The sequence below is a fragment of the Devosia sp. genome, assembly GCF_034675085.1.
Lineage (GTDB): Bacteria > Pseudomonadota > Alphaproteobacteria > Rhizobiales > Devosiaceae > Devosia.
This window is the reverse complement of the sequence record NZ_JAUCDN010000215.1, coordinates 1-5,699: the sequence shown is the minus strand read 5'-3', so window position 1 is coordinate 5,699 and position 5,699 is coordinate 1. Positions and strand designations below refer to the sequence as shown.

General features: G+C 66.4%; 4 protein-coding genes and 1 pseudogene. All 5 read right to left on the bottom strand.

Annotated elements, in window-relative coordinates:
* Positions 1-300: 300 nt before the first annotated feature.
* Positions 301-762 carry a DUF3828 domain-containing protein gene (locus tag VDP82_RS12970; protein ID WP_323015265.1) on the bottom strand — a complete coding sequence of 154 codons (462 nt, stop codon included), beginning with the start codon at positions 760-762 and terminating at the stop codon, positions 301-303.
* Positions 763-776: 14 nt separating this feature from the next.
* Positions 777-1,310, bottom strand: a complete 534-nt coding sequence (locus VDP82_RS12965) for a hypothetical protein (protein WP_323015264.1) — start codon at positions 1,308-1,310, stop codon at positions 777-779.
* Entirely contained in the window at positions 1,241-2,011 is a 771-nt protein-coding gene (locus tag VDP82_RS12960) for a hypothetical protein (RefSeq protein ID WP_323015263.1), read from the bottom strand. The genes VDP82_RS12965 and VDP82_RS12960 overlap by 70 nt, the downstream gene beginning before the upstream one ends.
* 200 nt (positions 2,012-2,211) lie before the next feature.
* Positions 2,212-4,422, bottom strand: coding sequence for an NAD-dependent DNA ligase LigA (gene ligA / locus VDP82_RS12955; protein WP_416347115.1), 2,211 nt, complete (start codon positions 4,420-4,422; stop codon positions 2,212-2,214).
* A 259-nt stretch (positions 4,423-4,681) separates the two neighbouring features.
* A pseudogene (locus tag VDP82_RS12950) lies at positions 4,682-5,699 on the bottom strand (DNA repair protein RecN); the annotation flags it as partial.

The following is a 5,699-nucleotide window of genomic DNA, read 5'->3' as shown; positions in this document are numbered from 1 at the left end:
CAGCAAAAGTGGAAACGGTTTTGCGGTTCGGAAACGCGATAAAACAAAGGCTTAGCGCGTTTCACGCTGGCCTTGAACCATCGGCTCCTTCATCCCCTCTCCCTTGGGGGAGGGGGTTAGGGGGTTAGGGGGTTAGGGGGTTAGGGGGTTAGGGGGAGAGGTGAAGAATGACCGTCTCGGATCAAATGTGAAACGCCCTAGGGGGATCGACCAGCGGTCTCGGCATGCCCCTCTGCCCCAGCCACGGTGTCATCCCGGCTCGGGGCCGGGGCGACGGGGCGGGTGGGGCGTCGCCGGGGCTTACTCGCCCCGGGCTTCGGCGAAAATATCGCTCAGGCGATATTCGTTGCCGGGGGTGATGGAAACGACGTCGTCGATCTTCCAGCCGCCCTCCTCGCGCACGAGTTCGTAGAGGAAGGAGCGCTTTTCGCCGAAATTGGTGAAAGAAACCGGCAGGCTGGCGCGCTCACCGGCGATTTCGGGCGTGCCGATGGCGAAATCGGCCAGGTCGTAATCCTGCCCGTCAATATAGGGATCAAAGCTCAGCGCCCCCAGTTCGCCCTCGGGCGTGGCCGCATCGTCCTGGTCGTAAAGCCCTTGCAGGGCCTCGGAGCGGAAGCGGCTCTCGTCCTCGTAGAAATCGTCGGTGAAATAAGGCTGGTAAAACGCCGTCAGCAGATCCTGCGGCGTTTCATAGGGCTGGGCGGCGGCAAGCCCGGCAAGGGCGAAAAACAGACCGGCGACAAAAAGAGAAAGGCGCATGGCAGGCTCCGGCATCAGTTGAACCACAGGGCGAAAATCGGCCAGTCATCGCCGAAAACCGCATTGGCGGCGGCGAAGCTGTCGGCATCGGCAATCGGGCCATCGGCCAGGAACGGCAGCGCCCCCTGCCCGGCCAGCAGCATGACGATATCGGTTTGCGTGGCGGTTTCGAAATAGGCGCGCAGATCGAACCCCTGCCGGAAGCGCCAATGGGGCACCAGCAGTTCGCCATCGAGCAGCGCATCGACGCTGTCGAGCGCGGCGAGCCAGGCATCCACCACCTCCTGGGTGACGCTCCGGCCCGGCATCAGCGAGGTCTGGCGCGGCGAGGGCACCAGTTCGCGATTATCGTCGGTTTCGGCCAGGATGGCCTGCCAATTGCCGCGCGACAGGCGCGTGATGGCTTTGAGCCGCTCGCGCACGCCGGAGAGGCGCGCCGCGTCGGCGACCGGGAAGTCGGCGGTGTGGATGGCGGCAATCACATCGGCGATGAAGGCATCGCTTTCCGCATCCATGACCAGCGTGCCGCCCCGGCTGTAATCCTGCATGGGCCGGCCGGCGCGCGGAAAGACCCGGTGCATGACCGCCTCGAAAAGGCTGAAAAATCATGGGCCAGAAGGAAATCGACCGGAGCGGCGACGATCTGGGTATAGCCGGCAAACCAGAAGGCATCGGCCCGATCAAGGCCAATGGTGGTGCCTGCGCCCTCGGCAGGCATGTCGTCGAAATCGAGCAGCGCGGTGAAAAAGAAGGCCAGGGTTTCGGCCTCATCCACGCGGCCATCGCCATTGATGTCGAAGCGCACAGCCATGGGATCGATGGTGAGCACATAGTCGCCCTGCTGGGCGGCGATCTCGAAATGGGCGCGGGCGGTGTCGAGCGTGACGACGAAATCCTCCAGCAAAGCGCGCAGCCCGGCATAATCGAGCGACTCGGGGTGGGGATTGGGCGGGGCCGAAACCATCGCCGGGTCGATGCCCAGCATCATGGCGGCGGCCGGCATGCTCGGGGCCATGGCGCCATGGCGATAGAGCCCCCGCGAAAACCGTTCCACCCCGCCGACAAGCCCGGTGAGCCCGGCGGCAAAACATGCCTCAGGCGCATCCGCCCCACAGGCCTCGGCAAAGGCGGCGGCGCTGGCGCCGGCCTCCCCGCTTTCCAGCGCCGAGACCAGCCGCGCGCCGATATCGTCAGCAGCGGCCGGGGCGGCGAGGGCGAAAAGGGCGACGGTCAGGGGGAGAAAACGCATGGGGCCTCTCTTTGGGGAATGGGGCTAAGGGTGGCACGCTCTCGTTCCGTCCACCGGGTCATTCCGGCGCAGGCCGGAATCCCGGCTGAAGGCGGATCGCGGCCACGGTATCGGGGGCGATAGGCGGACATGGATTCCGGCCTGCGCCGGAATGACATCGGGGTGAAACGGACCGCCTGCTCTCACGCATTCTCCCCCAATCATCGGCCGATGCGCTCGAACCACTGGTCTTCGGTCAGCACCTCGACGCCCAGCTCCTGGGCATTTTTGAGCTTGGAGCCGGCGCCGGGGCCGGCGACCAGGATGTCGGTCTTGGCCGAGACCGAGCCGGCAACCTTGGCGCCCAGCCGCTCGGCCATGGCCTTGGCTTCCGATCGTGTCATTTTTTCGAGCGTGCCGGTAAAGACCACGGTCTTGCCGGCAACCTGGCTGTCGGTGGAAATGGCCAGCACATAAGGCTGCGGCCTGACCTCGGCCAGCAGCGCGTCGAGCACGTCGTCATTGCGCTGGTTGCCGAAAAAATCGACCAGCGCCTCCACCACCGTCGAGCCGATGCCGTCGATGGAGGGGAAGGCAGCGAGCGGATCGGGGGCGGCGGCGATCTCCTTGCCCGCCGCCATCAGCGCCTCCATGGTGCCGAAATTGCGCGCCAGCAGCGCGGCGGTGGTTTCCCCGATATGGCGGATGCCCAGCGCGAAGATGAAGCGGTCGAGCTCGGGCGCGCGGCGGGCGTCGATGGCGGCAAAGAGCTTGTCCAGCCCATCGAAATTGCGCTGCTCGACGCTGCGCACATTTTTGCGCGCCTTGCCCGAAAGCGCCTCGCGCGCCCGCGCCTGTTCCTCGCGCTTTTCGGCCAGGGCCTGCTGCACCTCGGCGCGGCGCTCATGCAGGGTGAAGATGTCGGCGGCATTGCGCACCAGACCGGCATTGAAGAACAGCTCGATATTTTCCGCGCCCAGCCCCTCGATATCGAGCGCGCCGCGCGAAACGAAATGGCGCAGCCCCTCCACCGCCTGGGCCGGGCAGATCATCTCGCCGGTGCAGCGGCGGCGGGAATCCTCCTTGCCGGTCTTTTCATTGCGTTCGCGCGTCGCCGGCGAGCCGCAGACGGGACAAGTATGGGGGAAATCGAAAGGCACGGCGTCGGCGGGGCGCTTATCCAGCACTACGCTGACAATCTGGGGAATGACGTCGCCGGCGCGCTGGATGACCACGCTGTCGCCGATGCGGATATCGACGCCATCGCGGATGGGCTCGCCCTTGCTGTCGAAACCCTTGATATAGTCCTCATTGTGCAAGGTGACGTTTTCGACGACGACCCCGCCCACCGTCACCGGCTCCAGCCGCGCCACAGGGGCCAAGGTGCCGGTGCGGCCCACCTGGATATCGATGGCGCGCACAAGGGTGGTGGCGCGCTCGGCGGGGAATTTATGGGCGATGGCCCAGCGCGGCTCGCCGGTGACGAACCCCCAGCGGCGCTGGAGATCGAGCTGGTCGACCTTATAGACCACCCCGTCTATGTCATAGCCCAGCGTGGCCCGCTGCGCCTCGATGGTGCGGTAATGGGCGATCAATTCGTCGGCGGAGCGAGCGCGCACCATCAGCGGGGTGATGCGAAAGCCCCATTCGGCGAATTTCTGCACCGCCTCATACTGGCTGGGAGCCGGATCGGCGCTGGTGGCGCCCCAGGCATAGGCGAAAAAGCGCAAATTGCGGCTGGCGGTGACGGCAGGGTCCTTCTGGCGCAGGGAGCCGGCCGCCGTATTGCGCGGATTGACATAATCCTGCCCGCCGCTGGCGGCGGAGCGGGCCTTGAGCGCCTGGAACTCCTCATAGGTCATATAGACCTCGCCGCGGATTTCGATGCTGTCGGGCCAGCCCGAGCCGGCAAGCTGGTCGGGAATATCAGCGATGGTGCGCAGATTGGCGGTGATGTCCTCGCCCACAAGGCCATCGCCGCGCGTCGCCCCCTGCACGAAAACCCCGTTTTCATAGCGCAGCGAGGCGGACAGCCCATCGATCTTGGGCTCGGCGGTGAAGGCGATATCGAGGTCCTTGTCACGCTCGAAAAAGCGCCGGCCGCGCTCGATGAAATCGAGCACATCCTCATCGGTATAGGCTTTGGCCAGGCTCAGCATCGGCTCGCCATGGCGCACCTTGGCAAAGCCCTCGGCCGGCGGCGCGCCAACCATGCCGGTGGGCGTATCGGCGCGCACCAGCGTGGGGAAAGCCGCCTCGATGGCGGCATTGCGCAGGCGCAGCCCATCATATTCGGCGTCGGTGATCTCGGGCGCGTCGTTCTGGTGATAGGCGATGTCGGCGGCGGCAATCGCCTCGGCCAGCCGCGCCAGCTCGGTTTCGGCCTCGTCAGGGGTGAGATCGGAGACTCGTTTCTGGGTCAAATCGGTCATGGAATGCTTATACCCGGCTGGCACGAAATTGGTGGTTCATTCTTTTCCTTGGCCCCGTTCCGCCCCGCCCGCCGGATCGTACCTCCCCCTGGATGGGGGAGGCTAGGAGGGGGTGCCGGGAGCCCCAATATCGGGGCTAAACGCCCCCCTCCCTTGATCCCTCCCCACAAGGGGGAGGGTAACGACTGAAACATCGTGCCCCCTCGTTCCCTCCCCCCGTCAAGGGGAGGGGGTGAGCCAGTGGTCGCCCACCCTTCAATCATCCCACCGCGCCGAGCAGCTTGCTGGCGGCGGCGCGGGCTTCGTCGGTAATTTCGGCGCCGGCCAGCATGCGGGCCACCTCCTCCTGGCGGGAAGCGACGTCGAGGGGGCGGACATGGGTGCGCATGAAGGCCCCCTCCTCCACCATCTGCTTTTCGATGAGCAGATGCCGGTTGGCGCGCGCCGCCACCTGGGGCGCATGGGTGACGGCCAGAACCTGCACCTTGCCGGCCAGCCGCGCCAGCCGCCGCCCGATGGCGTCGGCCACCGCCCCGCCCACGCCGGTGTCGATCTCGTCGAAAATCAGCACCGGGGCCGAACCGGACGCGGCCAGCACCACCTTGAGGGCCAGCAGGAACCGGCTCAATTCGCCGCCCGAGGCCACCTTGAGCAAGGGGCCGGGCGCGGTGCCGGGATTGGTCTGCACGTGAAAGGCGACCTGATCGAAGCCAGCGGCGGAAAGCCGGTTCTCGTCGCACTGATGATCGACGATGAAACGGGCCGCGCCCAGCTTGAGATCGGGCAATTCGGCCTCGACCGCCCGGCCCAGGGCGATGGCGGCCTCGCGCCGCCCGGCGCTGAGGCGCAGGGCGGCGGCGCGATAGGCGGCAAGGGCCTCGGCCAAAGCGGCTTCGAGCGCGGCAAGGCGCGTTTCCCCGCTTTGCAGGGTTTCCAGGTCCCCGCTGTATTTTTCCAGCACCGCCGGCAAGTCGTCGCAGGTGACCTGATGCTTGCGAGCAGCGGCGCGCAGCGCGAACAGCCGCTCCTCGGTGGCTTCCAGCTCGGCGGGGTCGTAATCCATCTCGCGCTTTAAATCCTCCAGCGCCTCGCCGGTGCGGTCCAGCGCCACCAGGGAGGCGTCGAGACTGTCGACCAGCGGCTGGAACAGGGTCTGGCCGCCATCGATCTTGCGCATCAGCCGGCGCATCAGGCTCGAGAGCGAGGGCGCGGGCGCCCCGGGCCCGTTGAGCATGTCGTCGATCTCGACCACATCGGAAGCGGAGCGCTCGGCCTGC